Below are 26029 nucleotides of genomic sequence, written 5' to 3'. Positions count from 1 at the left end.
TGACCGACGGGGAACCACCTTCTGGCGAAGGTAGCTACGTAAGACGGCCGCTTTCAACCCCGCGCATCAAATCTGGGCCGGCGGCAGCGTTTCCCATTGAATCGCATCACCCGGTGCTGGCGGCAGCTCTTCCGCCTGGTCGACATGCTCGCGGAGCAACTCTCGTGTCGCTTGGAAACCGCGCGCCGAGGCGATCGACTTGAGCGCCGGGCTGTTGACGATCCCATCATAGTGCGACAGCAACTCTTTCAGTTCCGCTTGGTTTCCTTTGGCGATTAAGTCTTCGACGCGATCCGGGGCGAGAAACTCCATCCAAGCTTCGCCGTCGTCCATGGCCGCAAGACTGGCGGCCAATTGCTGGGGCGCATTGGCGGTCTGCGGATGTTTCGGCGACGGATTTCGAAGCGCTTCTCGGCTTCCCTTGTACAGGTACGGATTACGCGGCGACGGGTAAGCAAATTCTGGTTGTGGCGTCTTCATGGCCAGTGGCGGACGTCGGCGGCCGGGGAAGTGACTGTCGTATCGATGCCGTTCGCGGAAATACGGATCGTTCAACAGATCCGGCGCTTCGAAGCTGCCGAACCGGTAGGGATCGTAGACGTAATTGTCGAAGCGGTAGGGATCAAACGATCCTGGCCGCGGGTAGTTGTAGTCGGGGTAACTGAACACGCCGATACTCATTCCCCGCGTCGACGTGGGGTAGGGCGTTCGGTATCGGTTGGGGACGGCAGGCGGCGTGTGAGATTGAACTCGACTTCGGCGCCCGCTCCGCGATTTGTTGCCAAACCATTGTCCATTGACCAGGGAACAATCCACCGACAGCAGCACGACCAGAACGAACGAGAGACGGACCATTGGAACACTCGCAGGTGAAGCGGGAAAACAACTGCCCAAGCCTAGACCCTTGCTAGGCTGTGTTCCCGGAGCAATGCCTCCGTATCGAACCGAAAATCTTTCACCGACCGAAGCAACGCTCACCATCGGGGCGACATGATTTTCAGAAAAAAGGTTCAAGACGCTTGTGATGCCACGGGGCGATCGAGGATTTCTCGCACCTGGCGGGCCAAGGCGGCCGGCAGAAAGGGTTTTCTCAAACAGGGAACCTCGATTGCCTCGATCGCTTGGGTCGAGGCAGGGTCGGCGTGTCCGGTAATCAACAACACCGGAAGATTCGGACGGACGCCGCGCAGCCACTGTAACAGCACGGTGCCGCTCATGCCCGGCATCGCGACGTCCGAGATGACCAATTCGATCGATGGATTTGATTCGATCAGTCGCTTGGCCTGCAACCCATCGGCCGCCGCCACGACGTGGTACCCATAGTGTCGCAACGATTTACAAGCCAAGTCTCGGATCGCTTGCTCGTCTTCGACAAACAAGACCGTTTCGGTTCCTTGGGCGGGATCCTGTTCAAGGGGCGTGGGGGCTTCATCGGCCGCCGGTTCTTTGGTCGCGGGCAGATAGACGGTGAACCGGGTGCCATGTCCGACGCGGCTGGCGACCGAAATCTGGCCGCGAAATTGTTGGACGATGCCATAGACGATCGCCAGTCCCAATCCGGTTCCCTGTCCGTGCGGCTTGGTCGTGAAGAAAGGATCAAAAATCCGCTCACAGGTCGCGGCGTCCATCCCATGTCCGCAGTCGCTGACTTCGATGACCACGTAGGGGCCGGGTAGATCCAATCGCAGTTCATTCAGTTCTTGTTCGGCGACGTCAACGTTACGCGCACCGATGGTCAGTGTTCCGCCATCGGGCATCGCGTGCGCGGCGTTGATCGCCAGATTGATCAACACTTGTTCCAACTGGCTCCTGTCGGCACGAATGTGGTCGACGGGATCGGCGACGTCGTACTTCAAATCGATCGCCGACTCTAAAACCCCACGCAGCAGCGGATCGATTTCGGCGAGCACTCGGCCGGTATCCACGACGCTTAACTTGCCCGTCGACGTCCGGCTGAACGTTTGGATCTGGCCGGTCAAATGACGACCTCGCTGGGCCGCATCAAGGATCATTTGCACGCCTTGGTCCACGGCCGCATTCCCATCGGCGCTCATCCGGACGAATTCGGCCCCGTACATGACGACGGCAAGGAAGTTGTTGAAATCGTGAGCGATCCCGCCGGCCATCCGACCGATCGCTTCCATCTTTTTCGTTTCCGAGAGTTGATTCTGGAGATCGACGAGTGTCGAGATGTCGCGGATGATCACCTGGAAACCGCTCGGCTTTCCGTCTTCACCGGTCTGGCGATTGACCGACAGAATGGCGTCGAACGGTTTGCCCTGGAGCGTCTGCATTTTGAACTGGGCGCCGCGCAAATGATTGGACTGTTTCAATCCCGACTGAAAACGTTTCGCTTCGTCACTGCCGGCAAACATCGACGAAAGCTCGATCGTCGCTTGTTGCTGCAGCCCCATCAGTTCCCTTCCCACGCTATTACAGCTTTTCAGCGTGCCGTCGTTTCCGAACAGATAGATCGCATCCTGGGAGTCTTCAAACAGCAGCCGAAATTTTCGTTCGCTGGCAGCGATGCGACTTGTTTTGCGGGCGACGTCACGCTCCAGACCTCGTGCCATCTTGCCGACACGGACCCAGTTGAATCCGGCCAGGATGGCTAATGCCAAGATCGATGCAACAAAAAACGCGACGGCGGGTTTAAACCAGCCGCGCGATTGCAAGGGCAACGGCATCACGCTGAATCGGAACACTGCAGGCGTCGGGTCGATCTGACCGGCGGCGTCCTGGACGCGGACGGCAACGCGATGGTCCCCGAACGGCAACACGGGCAGCCTCAACTCCTCTTCCAACGGTTCGAACGGCGTCCACGCCTGATCGTCAATCTTGGAAGAAACAAGAAAATGCCGTCGTGTCCCCCGCGGTCGAAATCGCTGCAAGCCACGCACACGCAAACGCAAGCCTTCGCCTTCGTTCAAGGTACTGTCCCCGTCAACGATCTCCGTCTGGGGCGGATGCGCATTGTGTTGATAGCGATAACAGCGATTCCCCACGCCCACCCAAAATTCGCCTGGATTTCCGGCGACAACGGTGTTCACGCGGGTTTCAAAGGGTGTCGCGATCGGCGGCGGCAGGGACGCGGCGCCTGCGTCGATCACTTCGAGCTTGCCTCGCGAGGACGCAAAGAGCTGTTGCCTGCCGTTCTTGCCTACAATTCGGCCGACGCGATCAGGCATCGGTTTCCAAACTCCATCGCGCATTCGCACCAGGGCCGCTTGCCCCCCGAGGTAACCGCTGCATGACGCCCAGATCTCCCCGTCCAGGGTGACGAGTTTGCCGACCGCACGCGAGGGCAACTCGATGTCAGACCAACGGAGGCCACCATCGGTCGAGCGCATCAACCCAAAGAATCCGGAAATTAACAGTGTTCCGTCCGCCAAGGGCTGGACGAAGGGAGCATGACTGATCTGTGCTTTCGCCGGCAAATTGACGTTTGTGACGGAGTCGCGATCACAGTAAAGCAGGTCATAGGGTAGGGAGTTGTTGGCGCCAAGAACGATCCAGATCCCTCCCCGTGGATCAGCGCACGATCGACTCACCCGAATGGGACGATCGAATCGCGACATGTCTGTGCTATGCAATCGATCGCCTTCGATCCCGAGCATGACGCGGTTGTGATCAGCGTCCATCGCTCCGACCCAAACCACGTCACGACCATCGATCCCCAGCAACCTCGCTCCGACGTGCTCCTGCAAATCGATGTGACTGAGCCGTCCGTTTTGCCAGCGGTCGATCCCACCGTTTGATTCAAACCAGAGTGCCCCGTCAGAACTTTCATGGATCGGCGCCTTTAAATTCGGGTACTCGGTCGAACGCCGCTCCGCCCATCGGACAAGTCCGTCCGGCTTTCGCAAAAACCACATCCCGCCGTCGCGGTCACGATGAAGTGGCCCGCCGAGATCCTGATAGATTTTCCATTCAGGGTCGTCACGCTCCCAAAGCAGCAGACGCTCGGGGCCGACGATCCAGACCACACCCTGGCGGTCCTCCAAAAGGTACTGCACGTTCCCGACGACATTGGTCAACTGACGCGATGCATTGTCCCAGCCATGACCATTCCAGCGGTTCATGACGGGGCTACGCCCCGAGGTGCAGGTCAAGATCTCACCGTCTCGGGTCGCAATCAACTTGGGTTGCTCGAGATTGGGCGTCACATTGGCAGTGCGTCGCCACGTTCCTTCCTTGAACTGATAAAAATTCTCACCGGTTGCGACCAACAGGCCATGCCGTTGGCTTTCGACCATCGACCAGACATAGGCGGGTTCTTCCCACAGCCCCGCCTCCACCAGCGGCTCTCGGACACCGTCCTCGGTCAATTCCGCCAAGCCGACGTTGGTCAGAACAAACTGACGTCCGTCGCTCGTTCGCACGTAATCGGAAATGTAGTTGCTGGGCAGCCCGTCTTGCTTGCCCCAACTTGTGAATTCTCCGTCTTTCATCCGCGTTAATCCTGCGGGCACGCCACCCTTGGGCCACTGGTCACAGCAAAACCACAATGCCCCATCGCTATCGCGAACGATGCGACGGATGCTCGGCCCGGCCAACCGTCCCTTCAGTCGATCGGAATCGAATGTGGATCCGTCAAAGAGGGTCACCCCGTGATCGGTGCCCACCCATAACATCCCGTCGTCGTCAACCAGGACACAGCGGACGTAGTTGCTGGGGAGCCCGTCTTTGGTTGTGAAGCGTTTCCAGCGATAACCGTCGTAGTGATACAAGCCGTCCGAGACGGCGAACCACAGCGAACCGTCCGCCGCGACGGCTGCATGGGTGATCGACTTTTCCGCCAGATTCGCGTCCCGGTAAAACGACTGGAACTGCCACGCCCGGGCGATCGAGGCCGGTTGTTGCGCATGGCATCTGCTGGTCAGCACGATCCCGTTGGCAACCAGGATCCCGGCGACCGAGAGCAACAACAGGAGGAGGAATCGGGGCATTTCTGCTTCCCTGTGGGGGCGATCTTCGCCCTAGTTTTAGTGGACAATCACGCCACCTGCTAGCTGAAGAACCGTGGTCGATGCCCAGGTTGTCAGGACGGTTGCTCGCTTGCCCCCCGGCCGGGCAGTCTGTCGACCACTCCTGCGCCAATCGTTCTCGCGTGCTTCGGGCTTCTCGAACGTACTCGCGGGGCCCCTCTTTCCCCCGCTTCATCCGTAGACGTCGTCGGCAATCCCGCTCCGATTATGCAAATTCTTAAGGGTAGCGTAGCCCCTTGATCCGAGGCCCACCCCCGTTTTGACAACTTCACTCAATTCATCGTTTCGCGGTGACGTAACTGTCTCCAGAACCGCCGGCCATTGGTCATCGCGGCACGGCGATGCCGCACAACGCTCGGGCTGGTCACGGCGGCGGCGATGCGGGTTGACCGACATCGCTTTAGAGAGACAACACGAGAAACCAACAACAAGTGATTCGGGGCGAACGCTGCAATGGATGATGTATCAGAGCTTCTCAAGAATTTGACGGTGTGCCAATCCTTGGTCCGCGAGGCCGAGGAGACGCCGGCGGTCAAGGTTCGTTTCCAGACACCCGGATTCGAGATCGTGGCCGATTGCGATCTCGGCGGACGACGCATCTCGGACGTCATGAATCAATCGATCAGCGACTACATGGAATGCCGCAACGCAAGCCTGTATCGCCACGGCCGACTGATCGATCAGATGGCAAAGGTCAACGTCCGCAAACCGGAGATCATGATCGCGGGGATCGCCGGCGACACCCACGAAGCCGCCGCCAAACGCATCGGTAGCCGCCGCGCGTTGCAACTGTTCCACACGGTCGTCGCCATCGACCGCTGGATCGTCAAGGGGCGATTGCACATGACCACGCACAAGAGCGTCAAAGAATTCCTGCACGCCAATCGTGACTTCTTTCCCATCGCCGACGCCTCGGTCGTTGATGCTGAGACGCCCGACACGCCACAACACATGAACGTCGCCATCGTCAATCGACAGCGCGTCTCGTTCATGGAGATCACGGAACTGGAAGCATCCGATTCCGATCCATCACCCGTTGCACGGCTTCTGCATAAAGCCAAGACTTGAAGCCGTCAAACAAGTAAGCCTCCCTCCCTGCCGAGGTCGTGCGGTTTTTCAATTCAACCCTCCTGGCAGGAGGGGCGAGCGCAGCGAGCGGCATTGGCGCCAAGTTAAGACTTAACCCTCCCTGGCAGGGAGGGTCGAGCGTAGCGAGGGGAGGGTTGATTCGTGGTGGTTGAGTTCTTGTGAGCTACAACGAACCCTCCCCGCACCGAGCGTTCACTTCTCCGCGACCCTCCCAGCGGGAGGGCGAACACGCCCACACAAACGCACGTCGCCCTTTCACTGAGCCCGCAACATCCCCAACCGCCACGGGATGTCGCCGTAATTGCCGCGTCGGTACTCCGCGTCGTCGGCACCCTGAAACAGCAGTTGCAAGTTTTCCGGATCCACCTCCAGTCGCTGATCATGACCGGCGCGAATGAGTTCGCCGTGGCTATAGGACGTCGCCCAGGATTGGTCTTGGTTGATCACGTTGACCGGTGAAACGAACGGCTGATCACGGCTAGCGGCAAGCGGTCGCCAGGTTCCATCCAGAGAGTCGCTGATGAAGGCTTTGAAATACCGTCGGCGTCCGGCTTGAGCCTCGACCATCGTCAGGTATCGTTGCCGGCCTTTGAACGCGTAGGTGTGACTGGCTTCGAAGATGTCGGCCTGCAACACCACTTGGGGATCCGACCAGCCGCGATCGGGAAAGTTCGCCAACGCCGTTTCCGCACGCCACATCTGGCCGTTGAGCGTCGTGAAGAACAGGTGTGCCTTGGCATCGTCACAGATGACCCAAAAATCCAATCCCGCCTTGGCACCGTCTTTGACGACATACAGCGGCCGGGGACGTGTCCAACGCTCGGGCGCATCCAGCGAATCGTTGGTCGAATAGCAGGGACCATACTTCAGACCGCGTGTGTCATCACTGGCCTGGTAAATCAGGTACCACTTTCGCTGCGGGCGGAAGTAAAAGATTTGTGGGGCGCCGTGGTAGCCCATCGTTAAATCCAACACACTCCAATCGGCGTTCCTGGCATCGGCCCAATCGGCGAATGAAAGCTGCCCGATGCGGATGCGTCCGTCGCCCGATTTTTGTTTCCGCAGCGTGCAAAACAGATGCCAGCGGCCGTCATGCCGCACGATGCTGGGATCCTTGACCGCCAACCAGGGATGTTCGGGCGAAGCCGGCAAACGCTCGGAGTCGATTTCCAACAGCGGCGGACCGACCCGCCAACGAAACTCGCCCGATTGAAACGGGTCGTCGATGGCCACGACTGTCGCATCGTCGGCTTGTGTTTCGGCGACCTGTTGGGCCATCACGGTCGATCGCGGTGCCAGGCCGCCGATCCCGAACAGCAGCGTGAAAGACAAGACTGCAAGCGGAACGTTGCCATGTCGCATAGTGATTTTCCTGAATTTGTGAATGTCGACTGGTGTGGCCAATTCTACTGGTAAAACAAATCCGGTTGGTTGCGGCTCCGTGGTTGTCTATGCTGGGCACCGGTGTGTTTGCCTCCTTGGTTGGTTTAAAACGAGAAAAACAGCGATGAAGCGTCTGGTCGGTTGTGCGTTGGCACTTGCGTTGATTCATGGTTCCGCGGTCGCGGACGACTGGTCCCCCGATGATGACACGTATGATCCGACGATTCAGTCCGTGGTGATCGGTGACCGATCTTGGATCGGCGACCCTTCGCCCTTCGTTCATCTCGGACTCTCACGCACCGGTTACACCTACGTCGCCCCGGTCGCTTACGATGGATTTGATCCCTCGGTGCAACTCTCGCTGATGGTCCCGACAAAACCCGGCGAGACCACGCCGCCCGCCGGTGGCATGTTAATGCTCAATCAGACGCAGGCCACGCGGCTGATCAAGGCCTTCGAAGCCGGATTGAAGGCGGAACCGAACGACAAGGATCAACGCATCCCGATCAAAACCGCGATGCAGCAAGCGGATTGGGCGCTGACGTTTTCCGCCGACCAGAATCAGCGTTTTCTTCAGCTGGAACATCGCAGCAAGGACAAGGTCGACACGTATCGATTGACCACGAACGCGTCCAAGAAATTGCTCGGCGCGATCAAGCACTCGCTTAAGAAGCTGGAGGAGAAGGCCGCCGGCGAGGCGTCACGCTAGTCTTCCACCGCAGCTCAGCGTTCGGGTCGTGGACGAGGCGACGAGTCCATTCGGCTCGCGTACTGCGAGGACTCCTCGCGTCGTCCACTACGGTTTACCCGAAGATGAAGGCGAGACGGACATACGAGGACGACCCTCCCTGCCGCCTTCGGCGGGGCGGCCTCTTCTGTCCGCTGCGCTGGTAGCGGAGAACAGCTGAGACAGCGGTTCTACACTGGGATGGGAATTGTAGCGCCGTTGTCCCAACTGTTCGCCCTGCCGCCTTCGGCGGGGTGGTATCTTCTGTCCGCTGCGCTGCCAGCGGAGAACAGCTGAGACAGCGGTTCTACACTGGGATGGGGATTGTAGCGCCGTTGTCCCAACTGTTCGCCCTGCCGCCTTCGGCGGGTTGGTATCTTCTGTCCGCTGCGCTGCCAGCGGAGAACAGCTGAGACAGCGGTTCTACACTGGGATGGGAATTGTAGAACCGTTGTCCCAACTGTTCGCCCTGCCGCCTTCGGCGGGTTGGTATCTTCTGTCCGCTGCGCTGCTAGTGGAGAACAGCTGAGACAGCGGTTCTACACTGGGATGGGGATTGTAGAACCGTTGTCCCAACTGTTCGCCCTGCCGCCTTCGGCGGCGCGGTATCTTCTGTCCGCTGCGCTGCTAGTGGAGAACAGCTGAGACAGCGGTTCTACACTGGCTGAGACAGCGGTTCTACACTGGCTGAGACAGCGGTTCTACACTGGCTGAGACAGCGGTTCTACACTGGCGGGGAAATTGGTTTACTTCTTCCGCACGACGATCAACCAGTCTTCGTTCGGGTCCGAGGGGGCTTGCCCCAACGCGACCTTTCCGCCGCCGGTGATCGTGGTCGTGCTGCCCGATTGCAGCGGTCCGCCCTGACGCGGGTTGAACCAGCGGACGTCGTACTGCCCTTTCGCAGCGGACAGATCCAGCGTCGTCGTTCCGCCCTCACACAGGTAAACCAGGTACGTGTCGTCGGCCTTGGCAAAGCAATACTTGGTCGGCTTGCGATCTGGGTTGCCGATCAATTGATCCACATTCTTCATTTCCCAAAACGGGATTTCGTGGTCGTGGAAGAATCCGATCGCGATGCGGCAGTAGTCCCAGCTTTGGTCGCGACTCCGCCAGTCTTCGCAAACGATATCGTTTTCGTCGAACTGGTAACCGAAGTAATACTCGTTCCCCGCTCCGCCGGCCATCAGCGTTCCCCACAGGGTCTGCTTGCGAACCTTGTGTTGGGTGTATGCCATTTTGCCGGTGCGGTCGTGTCCGTCGAAACCGTTGTAACCCAGGTCGGGACACTGGGCGTGGGCCGCGCTGCCGGATTCGTCAAACGCGACGATCCAGGGTTTGCCCGCGGCGGCGGATTGGGAAACCCATTTCGCCGTTTGTGCGTGGGTCGTTTCCAGGCTGCTGTTTTGCAGCGACACGCCGGTCAATTTCGATTTGTCACCGAGTAACGGGCGATAAACCTTGTCCTGTTGAGACGGGAACGTGTGCACGACGATGTTGTGGTCATAGGCATCCACGTCGGCGATGTAGTTGATCATCGCTTGCAACTGCTCGGTCGTCTGGGTGTTCTCTTCACCCAGGTTCCAGTTGAGCGCCAGGTTGTGGCCGTAACGCGCGATCAATTCGCGACAATACAGTTTTCGCTGCGTGCCCAAATTGCCGCCGTCCAGAGATTCCGGAACGAGTCCAGACGATTTGTGTTTGGTGTGATCGTCGATCTCGGTTTCCTGCATTTTGAAGTGCAGGTACATCCCCTTGGCCGTGCCGTGATCGAACACGATCCCCCACTGATCCAACTTGCTGCAATCGTAGTGCAGTTTGTCTTCACGCTGAATGAACGGCCAGACGTTGTCTCCGTCGCCGCCGGCGTTGTAGGTCAAGAACGAGAATGCGTTGCAGCCTTTGCCGGACAAGTAGTTGACCGCACCGATCAATCCTTTGCCCTTGCCGTCACGCCAGGTGGGGTCGCCGTTGTTCCAGTCTTGCAGGTGTGGCGACCAGGTCTTCAGCGGTGCCTTCTTGGGATTTCCGGCGCGGGTGTTGTCAAAGTCGGCATAGGCCAACAAGGTCTCGGGCGCGTCCGCACCGACTTTCAAAAAGTATCGTTTCGATCCCGCGAACTGCAGGTAGTGCTTGCCGACGTAGGTCAACCGGCCTTGTCCCCGCAGGTCTCGACCGGACTTGTCGCTGGCCGCGATTTCGATGGAACCGCTGCCCCCATCAAAGGGAGCAAGAGGTTGCGAAGAGGCATCGGAATCAAGTGCGGCCAGGTCGCCGCGATGAAACGAAACCGAATAGGTCCACGTGCCGGTTTGATCGGGGGCGAAGTGGGCCCGCCAGTGCGTTCCGGATTCGGCCGAGGTGTTGCCGGCGTTGCCATCGGCGGCAAAGTATCCGGGGACGGTGTAGGTTTTCCCGCCGGAATGTCGAAACGTCACCGTCATCCGATAATCGGTAAAGGGATTCGGCGCGTTGTCCTTTTCATGGGCGTAGGGGCCGCTCAGATCCAGCGTCACCTTGTGCCATTGTTTCAGTTCGCCGCTGACGTCGACGCTACCGTCGCCGTCTGCCAGGCGAGGCGATTGCAAGGGATCGTTGCTGGACGGCACGGTCGGACTGGAGTTCGGTTTTGCGGTCGCGGTGTGCTTTTCCTCACTGGCCTGCTTGGCCAACAGCGGCGCAACCGCATTGCCGGTTGCCGGGTCGGCGGGGGTAAACGCGACCGCCGACCATCGGGCACGGCTGAACTCTTGGCCGTCTTTGCTGCCGACTTCTGAACGGACGCCGATCATCGCGCCTTCGGTGATTGCGACGTTATTCCAAGTCTTGTGATAGGCTTTTCCTTCGGCATACATTGCGTCGCCGAGCGGGTTGGTGTAGCTGCCGATCCGTTCGCCGTCGATCGAAACCGCATAACTGGATCGGCCATCGTTTTCGCCGACCGTTTGAAGCGTGACGTTGTACCGACCGGTCGGGAACGGGAACGTTTTTTCGATCGATCCCCGTTGGTGTTGGTCGGGGTTGACGGCCATCCATTTTCCCCGGTCCAGGTAGTACCCGGTGCCTTTTCCTGCGGCGAATGCGGCAGCGGACAATTTCAATCCACTTTGGGTTGCCGGGGCGGCAGCGGGTTTCGGGGCGGTCACCGCGACCGACTCGAACGCTTTGGGCAATGTGCCACGTTTGACCCGCGGCGCCGGCCCGGCATCCTCGGGACGGGTGAAGCCGCGGTCGGTCGTCAGCAAGAATTTGTCAAATTCGAATCCGTCTTCACGCATCGAGAAGTGAATGACGTGCTCGCCCGGTTGATCGATTTCCAGGTAGATCTTGTAGGGTTCACCGCAGTGTTGCTTTTCGGTGCGTTGTTTGCTTTCCCAACGCCAACTGTGTTTGCCCTGGCACCACTGCAGCCGTTTGCCGCTTTCGGGCCAGGTCCCGTCGATTCCGACGTGCAACCCGTTGTCTTCCGACCCGGTCGAATGGGCTCGCACCCAGACGTAGTAGGTGCCGGGCGTGGAGATGTGGACCTTGTAGTGCAACACCGCCAACGCACCCGGTTCGGGGGCAAAGTTGGTGCCCCGAATCAGTTTGTCGCCGTGGGTTCGGCGGGTGTCGGGCAGGATTTCCAAGTACGCGCCGCCGCCGGCCCCGGCCACGTGCGGCGGATCACCATCGGGCGTGACGTCCGGTGTCGCCTGGGAGTGCGTCAAGTAGAACGCCCGCACGTCGGTCGCGGTCTGTTTGAAAAAGTGTTCGGCCTCGACGGCCACCAGCCCGTCCTGTTCGGCGAAGACAACCGAGTCATCGATGATCGGTTGTTGTGCCGCGATGGGCGCGGAAACAAAGACGGTGCAAAGCAGGGCAGCCAGTGAAGTCACGATTCGAGGTTTCAACCGCGTGGAGCGTTTCATCATAGTTCACCGATGGGAAGGGGAAATTCAGGGGGGAAGGGAAACACGGGGGATCCACCTTCTGGCGAAGGTAGCTACGTTTCGGTGCCGACGGGTTCGGTGTCGACGGGTGGGGCGGGTCAGGTGGCCGGTGCTTCGACAACCAGCGCGTCGCAGACCGCTTCGGCGACTTGGGACGTCGATGCGTTTCCGCCCATGTCGGGGGTCAGGACGTTGCCGTCGGCGATCACCTTTTCGACCGCCTGTTCCAAGTCGACCGCAACGCGCAAACAAACGGGATCGTCGTGCTTGTCGCCCAACCAATCCAGCATCATCGCCGCCGACAGGATAGTCGCCAGCGGATTGGCAACGTTCTTGCCGGCCAGTTGTGGGGCCGTGCCGTGGGAGGGTTGGAACAGACCGTGTTCCTCTCCGATCTCTGCCGACGGGCCGACGCCAAGTCCGCCGACCAGGCCGGCGCCCAAATCGGACAGAATGTCGCCGAACTGGTTCTCCATCACCAAGACGTCAAAGTCCCAGGGGTTTTGGACCATGTACAAGCTCATCGCATCGACGTACACCGCCTCCGCTTCGATCTCGGGGTACCGCGCGGCGACGTCAAAGAAGACCTTGCGAAAGAACGCCATGCTTTGGAACACGTTCGCCTTGTCGACACAGGTGACCATTTTCTTGCCGTCAGACGGTCGTCCCTTGCGACGCTGCGCCAAACGGAATGCAAAGTCGGACACTTGTGAGGTGCCTTTGCGCGTCACGACCAAGGTGTCGGTGGCCACTTCGTCGCCCACCTTGCTGCCGCCGCCAAAGGACGCGAACAATCCTTCCAGGTTCTCGCGGATGATCACAAAATCGATTCCCGGCCCGGTGTCTTTCAGCACACAGGGTGCGCCACGATAAAGCTTGACCGGACGAACCGCCGAATGCACCTGGAGCGCCCTTCGCAACCCGACCATCATCGTCGGTTGAACTTCCGTCCCATCGCGGTAACGCACATCCGGCAATCCGATCGCCGACAGCAACACCGCGTCCGCAGCCAAACAGTCCTCCAACACCGCCGCCGGCAACGCTTCGCCGGTGTCGCGATAGAGTTCCGCCCCCGCCCGGTGCGAGCTGAATTGCAAATCCAACCCATCGATTCGGTCGACCATTTGGCCGAGCACCCGGTGGGTCGCCTCCATACATTCCGGACCGATGCCGTCGCCCGGCAACAGCGCGATTTGATAACGACTCATACGATTGGAACCTCGTTGGGATGCGCCCCGCTGACGTAGCTACGCTCGATGGGAGCGTGGAGAACACGCGGAAACCACCTTCTGGCGAAGGCAGCTACGATGAAACGCTGATTCATGATGCTTTCAACGCACCTTGAGTTGACCGGCGGATTGTAGGCCCCACGTGTCATTCGTTACAATAAAATAATGCGAAATATTCATTCGGGAGAAGTAAACGATTGGCAGGCCGCCCGTGATCAAGTCTGACGATCTAAACGTCGCCCATCTGCGGACGTTCCAATTGGTGATGCGGGAAGGCGGCTACGCGGCGGCGGCCCGCGTCTGTCATCTGTCGGTCCCGTCGGTCTGGCAGCATATCCAGACGCTGGAAAAACTTTACGGCGTGGAATTGTTTCAGCGGGTCGGACGCCAGGTCCGGCCGACCGAGGCGGCGGAAACGTTGTATCAGCAAGTCAGTTCGATTCTGGTCCAGATCGAATCGACGTTTGATGTGGTCCAGCAGTCTTCGCGTGACTTGCCGATTCGGCTGGTCGCCGGGGCGCGGATGATGTTGGAAGACCTTGCCGTTCCGCTGGCGGCGTTTCGCAAGCGACACCCCAATCATCTGGTGATCCGGCAAGGGAACGATCGCCGGGCCGAAGAGTTGTTGATGGACGACCAGGCCGACATCGCGATGGCATTGGAACCGGGATTGGAGCGCAAGTCGTCGCACTTGCACTACGAACCGGCGTACACGGTGGAGTTTCTTGCGGTGGCCAGGAAATCTCATCCGTACATGAAGTCTGAATCGTCGGGACTTGCCGATCTCGCCCGGCACCCCTTGGTGGTCACGCTGGCGGGCACCCATGGGCGTGATGCTCTCGACCAGGCGCTGCACCGCGAAGGCCTGGTTGCAACGATCGCCGTGGAAACCGACAACAGCGCCTTCACCATCGCCTGCGCCTCGGCCGGAATGGGCGTCGGGATCGTGGCCGGACGCAGCAGGGGAGAATTGAGTAAAAAGCTTGCCTCACGTTCCCTGAGCGACAAACTCGGACAGCGGAGGATCGTGCTGATGTGGCGTAAAGGACGCTTGTTGACCGACCCGATGGTGGAATTGGTGGAACAACTCAAGGCCGCACCGAACTGACACATGCCAGCGGGAAGCGTAAGCGAGCGGCCCGTGTACAATCGCAACCAACACCGACGCCGGCCTGTTGATCTAATCGCAACTGAAACAATCGTGAGCCGTCGGCTTTCGATCGACAGCCCGCCAACGCCACAGGCTGGCATGTCATTTCATCTGTCCCCGCCAATCATCCATGACCTCACCACCCCTGCCCCCCAACCAACAACGGGTCAAACAAGATCACTGGCCGGTGGTCGGCGAACGCGCTCCGGCGCAGAGCACGCGTCCGTGGACCGTCACACTCGGCGGCGAGGTCACCGCGGATCGTTGTTGGAGCCTGAGCGACTTGGCCGCGCTGCCGCAAACCACACGGCGGATCGACGTGCACTGCGTGACGCGATGGTCGCGTTTGCAGATGGAATTCCAAGGCGTTCGGTTTGCCGAACTCGTGACGGATTTCGATGGGCAACCACTTTTCAATCCGCGTGCCCGGTTCGTGTCTTTCGTCGCTCGCAGTGATCGTTCCCATTCCACGTCATTGCCGCTGCAGGAATTGTTGGATCTGGATCCCTTAGTCGCACTGCGGGCCGGCGGTGCGCCGCTTGCAACCGAGCACGGCGGGCCCGTTCGCATGGTGGTCCCCGGCAAGTATTTTTACAAGAGCCTTAAGTGGCTTGAACGGATCGAGTTTCTCACTGACGATCGGCTCGGGTACTGGGAGTCCGAAGCGGGGTACCACAACGGCGCCGACCCTTGGAAAGAGCAACGGTACATCGCGTCGAGTCTGAGTAAACAGGAGGCCGTTCGGCTGATCCGGCAACGCGACTTCAGCGATCGTGATCTGTTGGGGTTGCAGGCGAGCGGATTGGAGCTAGCGAATCTAAACGCCGTCAATGCGTTGTTGCGTAATGCGGATCTCAGGAAGACCGCGTTGCGTGGCGCAGATTTCCGCGGCGCCAACCTCTCCAACGCACACCTTCAATCGGCGGATCTACGCGAGGCAAACTTTCGCGGCGCCGACTTGGAAGGTGCCGACTTTTCGGGCGCCGATCTCCGCGGCGCGGACCTGCGTGATGCGTCGCTGTTCGGCGCCAGTTTTGCCGTGATCGATGCCGCCGGCGACCGGCGCCACGTCGCATCGATCAACGCGTCGACGCGGGTCACCGCGAGTTCGTTGGCGGCGCTCACGCCCGAGCAGCGCGAGTGTTTTTGGTCTCAGCGTGCAACGGTGCACGAGCGCTAATTTCAATCGGGTTTTCCCTCGTCCCCGGACGATCCGGCCAACCGGCACGCCCAATCCGATCAGATTGCGACGGCGTGCGGGCGACCGCAATCGAATCCCTTTTTCGGCGTTTGTCCCCTGTGTCGGCGGAACGATTCGAGAGACGTATCGGGTCATCCGATGACCGCGATCGCGACCGCCGGACGCCGTCCGGCAAATCCGACTGGGGCAACGGTTTCGCACGAAGGGGAATGCACGAGGAATGAACGATCTGACATCCATCGATTTGCTGTGGGTGCTGTTGTGCGCCGGCCAAGTGCTGTTGATGCAGGCGGGGTTCTGCTTGTTGGAAAGCGGAATGTCGCGGGCAAAGAACAGCATCAACGTCGCGATCAAGAACCTGATCGACATTTGTGTTTCCGCGATCGCCTATTGGGTCGTCGGATTCGGGCTGATGTACGGGCACTCCGTTTTCGGTTGGTTCGGTTCGTCGCAGTTCTTGATGGATGCGGGCGCCAGCTCCACTCTGCTCGCGTTCTTTCTGTTCCAAGTCGTCTTTTGTGGTACGGCGACGACGATCATCAGTGGGGCCGTGGCCGAGCGGATTCGGTTTCGCAGCTACGTGATCATCAGCGTGTTTGTCAGCGCGTTTGTCTATCCGATCTTTGGCCATTGGGCTTGGGGAGGCCTGGTCGATGGCACCGGGCCGGGATGGCTCAGCTCGCTCGGATTCATCGACTTTGCCGGATCGACCGTCGTGCATTCGGTCGGCGCCTGGGTTTCGTTGGCGGCGATCATCATCGTCGGTCCGCGGTTGGGGCGTTTCGGAAACCATCCCCGCAAGATTCAATCCAGCAATCTGCCGATGGTCGTGCTGGGGATTCTGGTGCTTTGGTTCGGCTGGCTGGGATTCAACGGCGGCAGCGGTCTGGAGCTTTCCGACAAGGTTCCCAAGATCTTGGTCAACACGATGATAGCAGCCGCCACGGGCGGTATGACTTCGCTGGCGATCGTGATGCGTCGATTGGGCCGCCCGGAAGTCGCGATGGTCGGTAACGGCGTGATCGCCGGGCTGGTGGCGGTCACCGCGGGATGCCATCTGTTGACGCCGATCACGTCCATGGCCGTCGGCAGCGTCGCGGCGTTGGTCTGTGCCGCATCGACTTGGTTGCTGCATCGGTTGTCGATCGACGACGTCATCGGCGCCATTCCCGCCCACGGATTCGCCGGCGTCTGGGGCACAATTGCGATCCCCATCTTGACCGATCCGGCCGCGTGGGGAAACGGAAACGATTGGGTGACGCAATTGGCGATTCAATCCTGCGGCTGTGCCGCGGCGTTCGGATGGGCGTTCGGAACCAGTATTGTTGTTCTGGGGGCGATCAACTTGATTCAACCCTTGCGGGTGCCGCGTCGGCATGAATACATCGGATTGAACATTGCCGAACATCGCGCCAACTCCGAACTGCAAGATTTGCTGACACAGATGTCGCGACACCGCAAGGGCCGTGAGTTCAGCAGCCGAGTCAAAATCGAACCGTTCACGGAAATCGGCCAAATCGCCGCCGCATACAATCGCGTGATCACGGAAGTCGAACACGAGTTTGCCGGCCGCAAGGCGGCACAACAACAGTACGAGAGCATCTTTCAAGGCGCCGTCGAAGGCATCTATCAAACGTTTCCCGACGGCAGGTTCCGCAGTGCCAACCCGGCGCTGGCAACGTTGTGTGGATACGACACCGCCGCGCAGTTGATCGACGCGGTCGGTGATGTGGCCAACGATGTCTACACCACCCCTGAAACGCGAGAACGTTTTCTGCGTGAAATCGCGTTGCACGATCGCGTCAACGACTTCCGCGCCCAGCTGCGTCGCCGTGACGGATCGGAAATCACGGTCAGCGAAAACGCCCATGCCGTCCGCGACGATAACGGAACGGTCCGCTACTTCGAAGGCACGATCGTGGACATCACACAGCGATTGTCGTCGGAGAATCTGCGGCTGCAAAAGGAACAGGCCGAGGCGGCCAACAACGCCAAGAGCGAATTCCTGGCCGGGATGAGCCATGAAATGCGGACACCGCTCAACGGCATCGTCTCGATGTTGGAATTGATGGACGAAGGCGAACTGTCACGACAACAAGCCAAGTACTTGCAGATCGCCCGACGTTCCTCGACGACCCTGTTGGCCATCATCAACGACATCCTGGACCTGTCGAAAATCGAAGCCGGGCGATTGGAACTGGAATCCGTTCCGTTTTCATTGCTCGATCTCGTTGATGAAACCGTCGAAATGCTCTACCACCGGGCCAAATCCAAGGGGCTGCACCTGTCGGCGCACTTCGAACCCGGCGTGCCGGAGATCTTGATGGGCGACCCCGTACGACTGCAACAGATTCTGATCAACCTGATCAGCAATGCGATCAAGTTCACCCAGGTCGGTGGCGTCAGTTTGCGTGTGCGGATGGACCGATCCGATCCGCCATCGGGCGACCACGGAGACGTGCTTGATCCATGGATGCAGATCGAAGTCAGCGACACCGGAATCGGCATCCCACCGGAGCGGCAGTCCAAAATTTTCGAAGCGTTTGCACAGGCCGATGCGTCGACGACCCGACGGTTCGGCGGCAGCGGCTTGGGGCTGAACATCTGCCAGCAACTGGTCGCCGCGATGGGCGGACGGATCCAGCTGCAAAGTGAGCCGGATGTGGGATCAACGTTCATCTGCGTGATCCCGGCGGTCGAGCCGGAGACGATTTTGGACGATCTTTCCCCCACCAATCTATTGGGGCACCGCAGCCATTCGCGGATCGCCGGCAAACGCGTGATGTTGATCGCGCCTGCCAACGGGGAAACCGACGTCATCCAGGACTACTTGCAGCGCTGGGGCGCGGATTGTTTGACCGCCGATTCGATCGCATCGGCACAGCAAGTGATCCGGCACGGCGACCGGCCGAACGAACACGTCGACCTGTTGCTGGCCGAAACCAGTGTGGTGTCCGACGCCGAGCTGGAAACCTTGCCGGCGACGCTGCCGACCATCCGACGCCGGATCTTGATCGGGGAAACGGCCACGCGGCACGCCGATGAAGTCCAGCTCAATCAACCCGTCCGGCCGTCGGCACTGTTGGAAGCCATCGAAAGGACGCTCAGTGATCTGCCGTCACTCGGGCAACCGAAACGCAAACGCACTACCGGTGACGACGATTCGATCGGAAAGGGACGTCGGGTGCTGGTGGTCGACGATAACGAAATCAACACCACGGTGGCATCCGAGTTGTTGCAACGTCTCGGTTTCCAAGCCGACACGGTCGCGTCGGCCGAGGCAGCCCTCACCATGGCCATCCGATACACCTATGATGTCATCCTGATGGATTGTGAAATGCCGGTCATGGACGGTTTCGATGCGACTCGCAAATTGCGGCGGATGCATCAATCCGGTGAACTTAAACTGCCGCCGGAATCTCCGCTGCGAATCATCGCGGTGACCGCACAAGCGTTGGCCGGACAGGTGGAACGGTGTTTCCGCGCCGGCATGAACGCACACCTGGCCAAACCGATTTCGAAAACCGTGTTCGCACGGACGTTGCGCGACGTGTTCGAATCCGAACCCATCGACGGCAACCCTGAAAGTGATCTCCAAGCCACTCTGTCGCGCGGCCGATTCAGCCACTTGGCGTCGGAGGTCGCGGTGAACTGGCGCGACGTGGTGCAGCGTTGTGGCGAAAGCGAATCCACGTCCTATCAGGTCGCTCGCATGTTCAAACAGCAATTGCCACAGCAGTTCGACGGCCTTTGTGATGCGATTCGCAGCGGCGATTTCCCGCGTGCCCGGGCCGCGTCACATCGTCTTAAAGGTGTCGCGGCAACCATGTCGGCCAACCCGATCGCCACGTTGGCCGGCGTGATCGAAGCGGGTGTGACAACCCCCGATCAGACAGATCCAAACGAACTGTCGATGACACTGAATCAACTGGAATCGGAAATCGAGCGTTGTCTCGACTGGATTGACGAAAAACTGACCGAGGCGGAATCATGAAAGATGCCATTTTGGTCGTCGATGACGATCCGATCGTTCGGCAGATGATCTGTTCGACGCTGCAGCAAAGCGGATTTGACGTGATCACCGCCGAAGACGGGCGCGGCGCGCTCGATCGGCTGAAGGAAGGCCATACGCGATTGGTGATCAGCGATTGGCAGATGCCGGAGCTGAATGGGATCGATCTGTGTTGCCAGATTCGCAGTGGTGATTTCGGCGGCTACGTGTACCTGATCCTGCTGACCTCAATGGATTCGGTCGACCAACGCGTCGAAGGCCTGGTCGCCGGGGCCGACGATTTCGTCAGCAAGCCGTTTCACCCCAGCGAATTGATCGCACGCGTCAACGTCGGACGAAGGGTGCTGCAACTGGAAACCCGTGAAGCGTTGATTTTCTCTTTGGCCAAGCTGGCCGAAAGCCGCGACCCGGAAACCGGGCACCACATCGAACGCGTCCAGTGTTATTCGCGTTGTCTGGCCGAACAACTGACCCGCAATCCCAGGTTTGCCGAAACGATCACGCCCCAGTACATTCAGTTGATCTACCAAACCAGCCCGCTGCACGACATCGGCAAAGTCGGTGTGCCCGATGCGGTGCTGCTGAAACCTGGAAAACTGACCGACGAAGAGTTTCTGGCGATCAAGGAACATCCGCGGATCGGCGCCGAAACACTGCGCGGGGCGATTCAGCGAAGTCCCGAAGCATCGTTCTTGAAGATGGCCTATGACATCGCACTTTCGCATCACGAAAAATACGACGGCAGCGGTTATCCCGACGGACTGGCCGGTGACCAGATTCCGCTGTCGGCGCGAATCGTTGCCCTGGCCGATGTCTACGACGCGTTGACGACCAACCGGGTCTACAAGGACGCTTACAGCCACGAAAAAGCCGAAGCGATCATCGTCGACGGGCGCGGCAGCCACTTTGATCCCGATGTTGTTGATGCATTCTTGCAGATCAAGACAATGTTTATGGCGATACGAAACCGATTTGATGACACGCGACAAGGCGACTCGCCACCGGCGCCCCCCTTGAATCCCACCGTCGGCGACGGTGCCTTGATCACCGGCGGCCCCGGGCAAGCCGTTTCGTAAGTTCGATCGCGTCAATAGACAGTCATGCTACAACCGATTCCGATTCCATCCCAAGTCAACACACAGCCGATCCCGCCGTCGATCGCGGCCAAGCTCTCTTCGATGCGCGCCCGGATCGAAGCGTTTCAGGATTGCTGGGATCAACATCGGGCCGAACAGTTTGTCGCCGCCGATTACGAACTGGTCTACCAGACGCTTGAGTGGATCAACCGGCACCAAACCCAGATCGGCAGCCGGTTCCTGGAGTGGGGATGCGGTTTCGCCGCGGTCGCCTGTCTGGCCGATGAACTGAAATGGAACGCCCACGCGATCGAAGCCCACGCCGACTTGATCGGGCAAGCCCGAAAGACGATCCGGACTTGGCCGGCCACCGTGGACTTGTTCGACGGCAATTTCCTGCCTGCCGGAGCACCGCAGCTGTCACTGGATCCGACGCTGCCGTCGCTGGGCCATGGCGGCCAATCGGCCTATGACGCCTGGGGATTGGAATTGGACGACTTTTCGATCGTCTATTCCTATCCCTGGCCGGGCGAAGACGAATTCCACGAAGACGTATTTGACCGCTACGCGGCGATCGGCGCGCTGTTGTTGATGTTCATCGGCCCCAACGAAATGCGGCTGGTCCGCAAAGTCCGCCGCTGATCTCTCCGCGACGACCTAGAATGGACGTCGTGCAATGATCCGCCCAAGACGGATTCCACGGAACATTGATTGTCGAAGTGACGGATTTATTCGTAGCGGAAGTCGCCAAGACTTTCGGCTTTTCCCGTGTGGACTGCTGCGAGACGAAAGCCTTGGCGGCTTCCGCTACGGGTTTAGGGACAGAGCCTAGTACAAACGACGTACCCAGGGATCAACCGGCTGCTGAGATTCCCGCCAGCAACACAACGACGCGGGTGGCGATCGATTGCCCCGTGCCGATTTCGCCGACCCCTTCACCGGTCTTGGCTTTGATGCCGACTTGGGTGGGATCGATCCCCAGCATGGCGGCGATGTGCTCGCGCATGGCGTCGATGTGGGCCGCCATTTTGGGGCGTTCTGCCAGGATCACGCAGTCCAGATTGACGATCCCCATCCCGCGTTGGTTGATTTTGTCCAGGGCCGCGAGCAGGAAATCGCGGCTGTCGCGGCCGGCATTTTCCGCCGCAGTGTCGGGGAACAGGCGTCCGATGTCCCCGCCGCAAATGGCGCCCAGCAAGGCGTCGGTGATCGCGTGCAACAGCACGTCGGCGTCGCTGTGTCCGATCGCATGCACTTCGGCGGGCAGGTCGATACCGCCGATCCGCAACGGACCGCCGCTGCCGAGTCGATGTGAATCGTATCCCAACCCGATACGCAGATTTGGCAGTTCGGCCGGTGTGGAAGTCATGGGTCTTGATCGTTGATGAGTCTCGGCCGGTGGATCCCTTCTCGTGGCAATTGCAGCGCGTCACTACAATACCGCCGCCAGTCACCTTTCTCCAGCGTCCGCCCCGTGCCATGTCGATCATCGAAGTCCGAAATCTGACCAAGTCCTACCGCGTGTATCGCAAGGGGGAAGGGCTGAAGGAGAGTTTCAAGGGGCTGTTTCATCGAGACTATCAGGAGGTCCACGCGGTTCGGGGAATCGATCTGGATGTCCAGGCCGGTGAATTTGTGGCGTTTTTGGGCCCCAACGGGGCGGGGAAAACGACGACGCTCAAGTTGCTCTCCGGCGTGATCGATCCGACCAGCGGCGACGCCACGGTGATGGGCTATGTTCCCTGGCAGCGAAAAAACGCCTATCGCCGGCGGTTTGCGCTGGTGATGGGGCAAAAAAACCAGCTGTGGTGGGATTTGCCGGCCCAGGAATCGTATCGGCTTCAACAGCAGATTTATGGTGTGCCGGAGGACCAGTTTCGCGTCACGATGGACGAACTGACCGATCTGCTGGAAGTCGGCTCGCTGCTCAGCCAGCCCGTCCGGGAATTGTCGTTAGGCGAGCGGATGAAAATGGAATTGATCGCGGCGTTGCTGCACAGCCCCGACGTCCTGTTCTTGGACGAACCGACGATCGGGCTGGACGTCATCGCCCAGCACAATATCCAGCAATTCCTGCGTTATTACCAGGAAAAACGCAAGATCACGATCCTGTTGACCAGCCACTACATGAAGGACGTCGCGGCGCTGTGCAAACGCGTGGTCGTGATCGCGCGGGGCAGAATCGAATATGACGGCTCGCTTTCGGGAATCATCGACAAGTTCTCCGGCTACAAAATCATCACGCTGCAATTCGCCGAAGAGCATCAACCGGATTTGCGAGCGCTGGGTGAGGTGCTGTCGGAAACCTGGCCTAAAGTTCAGCTGAAAGTTCCCCGGGCCGACGTCCCGGCGGTGCTTTCCCACTGCTTGGCCGATCACCCGATCGAAGACGTGGCGGTGGAGGATCCGCCGTTGGAAGACGTGATTGCCGGGCTATTCCGTGAGACGAGCGAGAAGCGTGCCGGGTAGAATGATTGAAGGAAATCGCGAAAAAGCGTATTTTCTGCAGACGCTCCACAAGACACCCAAATGCTGAATGGATTTTGAAAACGAATTTCGCATCAAGCCATCGGAGTCGGTTTCGTTAAAGAAACGGGTGACGAAAACCAAGGGCCCGTTTAGCGACAAAGCCGATGCCGTTGCTGCGACCGAAAAGAACATCGCGACGATTCAGAATCTGCAGTACCGATTGTTTGTCGAAGCCAAGCAGTCGCTGCTGATCATCCTGCAGGCACCCGACGCGGCAGGCAAAGACGGCGTGATCCGCAAGGTGCTTGGAAAAATGAATCCGCAGGGCTGCCGCACGTACCCGTTCAAGGTTCCCAGCAGTCTGGAGCGGTCACACGATTTTCTGTGGCGGATTCACCAGTGCACGCCGGCCAAAGGCAAGGTGTCGATCTTCAACCGATCCCACTACGAAGACGTGCTGGTGGTCCGCGTGCGACAGCTGGTTCCCGAGTCGGTTTGGCGCCCGCGATTCGAAATCATCAACGACTTCGAACGAAACCTGGCGGCAAACGGCACTCGCATCCTCAAGTTCTACCTTCACATCAGCCCCGCAGAACAACTGGAACGGTTTCGCAAACGGCTGGAAAATCCTTCCAAACACTGGAAACTCAATCCCGGCGACTACGAATCCCGAAAAGAATGGAACGACGTCCGGCGGGCCTATGAGGATGTCTTCGAACACTGCAGCACCAAACGGGCCCCTTGGTACGTGATCCCGGCCGATCACAAATGGTTTCGCGACGCCGCCGTCTCTTCCATCGTCGCCAAGACGCTTGAAGAGATGGATCCACAATTTCCCCCCGTCGAAGTCGATTTGGACGAAATTCGACGCTTGTACGAGATAGCAAAGGACGCCCAGGAATCCTGATGGCAGAAATCACACTACGCGACCTCGAGATTTTCTACGACGGCGACACCCTGAAGATCTCCAGTGGCGACGAACCGCAAAAATCGGTCACGCTCGACCCCGCGACCGTCAAACCGCTGGTCGATTTCGTTCAGGCGCTCGCCCCGCCGGAGGAAAAAGAAGCGAAATCGGAAGAGGAAAACCGCCGAGAATCGTTTCGCGTTCCAATCATCGACGAAAGTGGCCTGTCGGTCACCTTGATCTCGGGCAAGAACCGTTGTGTGTCCAAACCGACCAACATCAGCATGACCGGCGTGTTCGTCGAAGTCCCCAAAGACCGTTCGATCGCCCTGGACATCGACGACGAGCTGCGCGCTCGTTTGTCGATGAACAAGTCAGAGATCGAACTCGACGCGGTCGTGCGGCGGATCGAACCGAACGGGTTTGGACTGTTCTTCCCCGAAACTTTCAAAGGCGAACACGTGGACCCGCCGCCGATCATCCGTCGCATCGTGATGGACCTGCAACGGCAATGGATGCAGCATCGGAAAGAACTGTAGGGCGTGCCGCCACTTTTCCTCCCTTCCTGATGACGAGTCTTCGATGTCGATCAAACGTGTCCAGTGCCCACAATGCAACGCGGCGATCAACGTTCCCGCATCGATGGCTTCGACGCGATGCCCGACCTGCGGTGGCGTTTTTTCAATCTCCGCCGCCGCGTCGCAAGCGTCTCATCCCCAACCGACGCGTCCAAACAATCCCGACGTGACCGATAAGGACGATTCGGATGCCGGCGACAGGATCGGACAATGGTTGGTCGTCGGTGGCGTCGCCGGGCTGGCCGTGGTCGGTCTGATTCTGTTGGTCGTCTTCTCCGGTGGTTCGGCCGACGAACCCGAAAAGCCGGAGGTTCCGATGCGGAGCCAAGCCCAGGTCGTCGAAGACCTGAAGCTGGATGAGACACCCGGCGAGACGGAGTATCGTGAGGTCGATCTGCCCGAATCGACGCGGCAAAAAATCTATCGCGACTACTCGCAGATGATCGCGTCTTCGTTCGGCAAGGCCAAGAAGATCCCCAAGAGCGGGGTCGCCGGCCAGACGCTCAACAAAACGCTCGGGGCGGTCGTCGACCGCGAGGTCACGCACATGGCGTTGACGCACGGAATCACCGAGGAAGACGTCGCCCAGATCTACGCCGAGGGGCAGGCCAAGGGCTGGAAATGAGACGCCCGCGCGCCGTCGATCTGATACGGTGACCGGTTCATCGCAACTGCTTGACGTACGCCGCTTCACGTACGACGGCCTATTCACCTACGACGGCCCATTCCGGGCGGTCGCTCCTCGCTGCGAAGCAGCGACCGGAATCGCCTCAAGGCTAGACACCAACAACGCTCGTTCTGGCGAGTTTGGCCCGCGGTGTGCAGACAGTTCACATGAATCGAATGAAGCTCGTTTTCGAACGTTTCACAGCGGGCCGTCAACCCGATACCCTCCCTTTAAAAAGGAATCATTTCCATGATCAACAAACTACTTCTCGCCGCCGCGGTCAGCGTCGGCGGTTTGGCCGTATCCGGTTCGACCAGTCAGGCCGGTGACTGTTACTACCGTCGTTCGCCGGTCCGATCGGGGTATGCGTATCGCGCGCCGATTGCCGTCCCACCTGTCTACAGCGGCGTTTATCGCGGTCCGGTCTCCCCCTACGTTTCCCGCGGCTATCGGCCATATTCGTCTTACCGGCCGGGTTATGGCTACCGGCCGGGCTTTGGTTACCCCCCCGGTTATCGCGGTTACATCGGGCCCGGCGTCCGCTTTGGCGGTTATCCGGGTTACGGCTATGGCCGCAGCGGGATCTCGATCGGAATCGGGTTCTAGAACCCTTGCGATTGG

General features: G+C 59.5%; 18 protein-coding genes. 12 read left to right on the top strand and 6 right to left on the bottom strand.

The genetic code is table 11. The features are described 5' to 3' along the window. Window positions 1-66: 66 nt before the first annotated feature. Together H1B37_RS24300 and H1B37_RS24295 are read right to left on the bottom strand one after the other, a co-directional pair. Entirely contained in the window at window positions 67-855 is a 789-nt protein-coding gene (locus H1B37_RS24300; protein ID WP_182869740.1) for a hypothetical protein, read from the bottom strand. A 155-nt stretch (window positions 856-1010) separates the two neighbouring features. Then, a complete protein-coding gene (locus H1B37_RS24295) occupies window positions 1011-4949 on the bottom strand; it encodes an ATP-binding protein (RefSeq protein ID WP_182869737.1) in 3939 nt (1312 codons plus the stop codon). A 492-nt stretch (window positions 4950-5441) separates the two neighbouring features. Here H1B37_RS24295 and H1B37_RS24290 point away from each other — a divergent pair, with 492 nt between their 5' ends. After that, window positions 5442-6056, top strand: a complete 615-nt coding sequence (locus H1B37_RS24290; protein WP_182869735.1) for a hypothetical protein — start codon at window positions 5442-5444, stop codon at window positions 6054-6056. Between the two features lie 276 nt (window positions 6057-6332). Here the strand turns inward: H1B37_RS24290 and H1B37_RS24285 are convergent, their stop codons facing one another. Continuing rightward, a complete protein-coding gene (locus tag H1B37_RS24285; RefSeq protein ID WP_182869733.1) occupies window positions 6333-7439 on the bottom strand; it encodes a glycoside hydrolase family 62 protein in 1107 nt (368 codons plus the stop codon). Window positions 7440-7584: 145 nt separating this feature from the next. Here H1B37_RS24285 and H1B37_RS24280 point away from each other — a divergent pair, with 145 nt between their 5' ends. Then, window positions 7585-8169 (top strand): hypothetical protein, encoded by a 585-nt coding sequence (locus tag H1B37_RS24280; RefSeq protein WP_182869731.1) that lies wholly within the window; start codon window positions 7585-7587, stop codon window positions 8167-8169. A gap of 764 nt (window positions 8170-8933) precedes the next feature. Here H1B37_RS24280 and H1B37_RS24275 read toward each other — a convergent pair. Together H1B37_RS24275 and H1B37_RS24270 are read right to left on the bottom strand one after the other, a co-directional pair. After that, the gene (locus H1B37_RS24275) at window positions 8934-12065 is read right to left on the bottom strand and encodes a DUF5060 domain-containing protein (RefSeq protein ID WP_436298792.1); all 3132 of its coding nucleotides are present in this window, start codon (window positions 12063-12065) and stop codon (window positions 8934-8936) included. Between the two features lie 152 nt (window positions 12066-12217). Beyond that, window positions 12218-13327: an isocitrate/isopropylmalate dehydrogenase family protein gene (locus H1B37_RS24270; RefSeq protein WP_182869729.1), complete on the bottom strand. Its 1110-nt coding sequence runs from the start codon at window positions 13325-13327 to the stop codon at window positions 12218-12220. Window positions 13328-13559: 232 nt separating this feature from the next. Between H1B37_RS24270 and H1B37_RS24265 the strand changes: the two genes are divergently transcribed. The 5 genes from H1B37_RS24265 (at window position 13560) to H1B37_RS24245 (ending at window position 21429) form a co-directional block, all read left to right on the top strand. Continuing rightward, a complete protein-coding gene (locus tag H1B37_RS24265; RefSeq protein WP_353620911.1) occupies window positions 13560-14456 on the top strand; it encodes a LysR family transcriptional regulator in 897 nt (298 codons plus the stop codon). 172 nt (window positions 14457-14628) lie between these two features. Next, on the top strand, window positions 14629-15678 hold the full coding sequence (locus tag H1B37_RS24260) for a molybdopterin-dependent oxidoreductase (RefSeq protein WP_182869727.1): 1050 nt from the start codon (window positions 14629-14631) through the stop codon (window positions 15676-15678). Window positions 15679-15919: 241 nt separating this feature from the next. Further along, on the top strand, window positions 15920-19693 hold the full coding sequence (amt, locus tag H1B37_RS24255; RefSeq protein WP_182869726.1) for an ammonium transporter: 3774 nt from the start codon (window positions 15920-15922) through the stop codon (window positions 19691-19693). Next, a complete protein-coding gene (locus H1B37_RS24250) occupies window positions 19690-20787 on the top strand; it encodes an HD domain-containing phosphohydrolase (RefSeq protein ID WP_182869724.1) in 1098 nt (365 codons plus the stop codon). The genes amt and H1B37_RS24250 overlap by 4 nt, the downstream gene beginning before the upstream one ends. Before the next feature lie 24 nt (window positions 20788-20811). After that, window positions 20812-21429 (top strand): class I SAM-dependent methyltransferase, encoded by a 618-nt coding sequence (locus H1B37_RS24245; RefSeq protein WP_182869722.1) that lies wholly within the window; start codon window positions 20812-20814, stop codon window positions 21427-21429. Window positions 21430-21640: 211 nt separating this feature from the next. Here the strand turns inward: H1B37_RS24245 and ispF are convergent, their stop codons facing one another. Then, on the bottom strand, window positions 21641-22156 hold the full coding sequence (ispF, locus tag H1B37_RS24240; protein WP_182869720.1) for a 2-C-methyl-D-erythritol 2,4-cyclodiphosphate synthase: 516 nt from the start codon (window positions 22154-22156) through the stop codon (window positions 21641-21643). Window positions 22157-22266: 110 nt separating this feature from the next. Here ispF and H1B37_RS24235 point away from each other — a divergent pair, with 110 nt between their 5' ends. The 5 genes from H1B37_RS24235 to H1B37_RS24215 all read left to right on the top strand — a co-directional run bounded on the left by H1B37_RS24235 (window position 22267) and on the right by H1B37_RS24215 (window position 26014). Further along, on the top strand, window positions 22267-23256 hold the full coding sequence (locus tag H1B37_RS24235; protein ID WP_182869719.1) for an ABC transporter ATP-binding protein: 990 nt from the start codon (window positions 22267-22269) through the stop codon (window positions 23254-23256). Between the two features lie 67 nt (window positions 23257-23323). Further along, window positions 23324-24163, top strand: a complete 840-nt coding sequence (locus H1B37_RS24230; RefSeq protein ID WP_182869717.1) for a PPK2 family polyphosphate kinase — start codon at window positions 23324-23326, stop codon at window positions 24161-24163. Further along, entirely contained in the window at window positions 24163-24702 is a 540-nt protein-coding gene (locus H1B37_RS24225; protein ID WP_182869715.1) for a PilZ domain-containing protein, read from the top strand. Before H1B37_RS24230 ends, H1B37_RS24225 begins: the two co-directional genes overlap by 1 nt. Before the next feature lie 43 nt (window positions 24703-24745). Further along, window positions 24746-25366 carry a zinc ribbon domain-containing protein gene (locus H1B37_RS24220; RefSeq protein WP_182869713.1) on the top strand — a complete coding sequence of 207 codons (621 nt, stop codon included), beginning with the start codon at window positions 24746-24748 and terminating at the stop codon, window positions 25364-25366. A gap of 291 nt (window positions 25367-25657) precedes the next feature. Next, window positions 25658-26014, top strand: a complete 357-nt coding sequence (locus tag H1B37_RS24215; protein WP_182869712.1) for a hypothetical protein — start codon at window positions 25658-25660, stop codon at window positions 26012-26014. Window positions 26015-26029: the final 15 nt, after the last annotated feature.

The sequence above is a fragment of the Stieleria mannarensis genome, from assembly GCF_014154935.1.
GTDB lineage: Bacteria > Planctomycetota > Planctomycetia > Pirellulales > Pirellulaceae > Stieleria > Stieleria mannarensis.
This window is presented reverse-complemented; position numbering and strand designations above follow the sequence as displayed.